2 rRNA genes are annotated in these 2,551 nt (G+C 45.8%); both read left to right on the top strand.

Annotated features, from left to right (window positions below):
* A 23S ribosomal RNA gene (locus OFN91_RS08220) occupies positions 1-2,144 on the top strand; the annotation flags it as partial.
* 281 nt (positions 2,145-2,425) lie between these two features.
* Positions 2,426-2,544 (top strand): 5S ribosomal RNA (rrf, locus tag OFN91_RS08215).
* Positions 2,545-2,551 lie beyond the last annotated feature (7 nt).

The raw sequence follows: 2,551 nt of genomic DNA, 5'->3' as shown, positions 1-2,551 counted from the left end.
CTGTTGAAAAAGCTCCGGATGACCTGTGGATAGGGGTGAAAGGCCAATCAAACATCGTGATAGCTGGTTCTCTCCGAAATATATTGAGGTATAGCGTTGTGTCGTAATTATAAGGGGTAGAGCACTGAATGGGCTAGGGCATACACCAATGTACCAAACCCTATCAAACTCCGAATACTTATAATGTAATCACAGCAGTCAGGCGGCGAGTGATAAAATCCGTCGTCGAGAGGGGAACAACCCAGACTACCGACTAAGGTCCCTAAATCTTATTTAAGTGGAAAACGATGTGGAGTTACTGAAACAACCAGGAGGTTGGCTTAGAAGCAGCCATCCTTTAAAGATAGCGTAATAGCTCACTGGTCTAGTGATTCTGCGCGGAAAATATAACGGGGCTAAAATAAGTACCGAAGTCGTAGATTTGCACCTAGTGCAAGTGGTAGGAGAGCGTTCTATTCAGCGTCGAAGCCATACCGGCAAGGAGTGGTGGAGCGGATAGAAGTGAGCATGCAGGCATGAGTAGCGATAAAATATGTGAGAATCATATTCGCCGTAAACCCAAGGTTTCCTACGCGATGCTCGTCATCGTAGGGTTAGTCGGGTCCTAAGCAAAGTCCGAAAGGGGTATGCGATGGAAAATCGGTTAATATTCCGATACCAATATTAGTGTGCGATGGAAGGACGCTTAAAGTTAGGGGAGCCAGCTGATGGAAGTGCTGGTCTAAGTGTGTAGGTTGAGTTATAGGCAAATCCGTAACTCTTTATCCGAGACATTAAAGGCTCTTGACGCTCTTCGGAGTAGATGGAGAATCCTTGATACTATCGAGCCAAGAAAAGTTTCTAAGTTTAGCTAATATTGCCCGTACCGTAAACCGACACAGGTGGGTGGGATGAGTATTCTAAGGCGCGTGGAAGAACTCTCTTTAAGGAACTCTGCAAAATAGCACCGTATCTTCGGTATAAGGTGTGCCTAACTTTGTTAAGGATTTACTCTGTAAGCAAAGAAGGTTACAACAAAGAGTCCCTCCCGACTGTTTACCATAAACACAGCACTCTGCTAACTCGTAAGAGGATGTATAGGGTGTGACGCCTGCCCGGTGCTCGAAGGTTAATTGATGATGTCAGCTTTTGCGAAGCATCTGATCGAAGCCCGAGTAAACGGCGGCCGTAACTATAACGGTCCTAAGGTAGCGAAATTCCTTGTCGGTTAAATACCGACCTGCATGAATGGCGTAACGAGATGGGAGCTGTCTCAAAGAGGGATCCAGTGAAATTGTAGTGGAGGTGAAAATTCCTCCTACCCGCGGCAAGACGGAAAGACCCCGTGGACCTTTACTATAGCTTGACACTGCTGCTTGGATAAAGATGCGCAGGATAGGTGGGAGGCTTTGATCCATATACTCCGGTGTATGGTGAGCCATTGTTGAGATACCACTCTTCTTTATTTGGGTAGCTAACTAGCCTAAGTTATCCTTAGGTAGGACAATGTCTGGTGGGTAGTTTGACTGGGGCGGTCGCCTCCCAAAATGTAACGGAGGCTTACAAAGGTTGGCTCAAAGCGGTTGGAAATCGCTTGTAGAGTATAAAGGCATAAGCCAGCTTAACTGCGAGACACACAAGTCAAGCAGAGACGAAAGTCGGTCTTAGTGATCCGGTGGTTCTGTGTGGAAGGGCCATCGCTCAAAGGATAAAAGGTACCCCGGGGATAACAGGCTGATCTCCCCCAAGAGCTCACATCGACGGGGAGGTTTGGCACCTCGATGTCGGCTCATCGCATCCTGGGGCTGGAGCAGGTCCCAAGGGTATGGCTGTTCGCCATTTAAAGCGGTACGCGAGCTGGGTTCAGAACGTCGTGAGACAGTTCGGTCCCTATCTGCCGTGGGCGTAAGAAGATTGAGGAGAGTTGACTCTAGTACGAGAGGACCGAGTCGAACTGGCCACTGGTGTATGGGTTGTTCTGCCAAGAGCATCGCCCAGTAGCTAAGCCGGGATGTGATAAGAGCTGAAAGCATCTAAGCTCGAAGCCAACTCCAAGATGAATCTTCTTTTAAGAGCTCAGAAAGACTATCTGTTTGATAGGCCGGATGTGTAAGTGATGAAAGTCATTTAGCTGACCGGTACTAATAGCTCGTTTGCTTATCTTTTTAAGCATTACTTCCTTGTTAAAGGTATTAGAAATCCTTTAACAATAATGGTAAAAGATTTTATTAAGCTTGATGACTTTTGCAGTGTTAATTAAGAAAATATCAAATTTTATAATTTAGAATTTGTGAATTTGCAATTTCTAAAATTATAAAGTATTTTTTCGCTAGGCGAGGCAGATGAGCAAGCACAAAGGAGCGAACTTTGGTTCGTGACTGCGGTGCGAAGCGAAATCTAACGAAGCATAGCGAAAAAAGACGAAATAATTTTTTTAATTAACACTGTCCGTGACTATACAGATGAGGAAACGCCTTGCTCCATACCGAACCAAGAAGCTAAGCTCATCATGGCTGATGATACTCTCCGTTACTCGGATGTCGGGAAAGTAGGTCGTTGCGGACTTTGTTTT

It is taken from the genome of Campylobacter sp. JMF_08 NE1, assembly GCF_027737875.1.
Taxonomy (GTDB): Bacteria; Campylobacterota; Campylobacteria; order Campylobacterales; family Campylobacteraceae; genus Campylobacter_B.
This window is presented reverse-complemented; position numbering and strand designations above follow the sequence as displayed.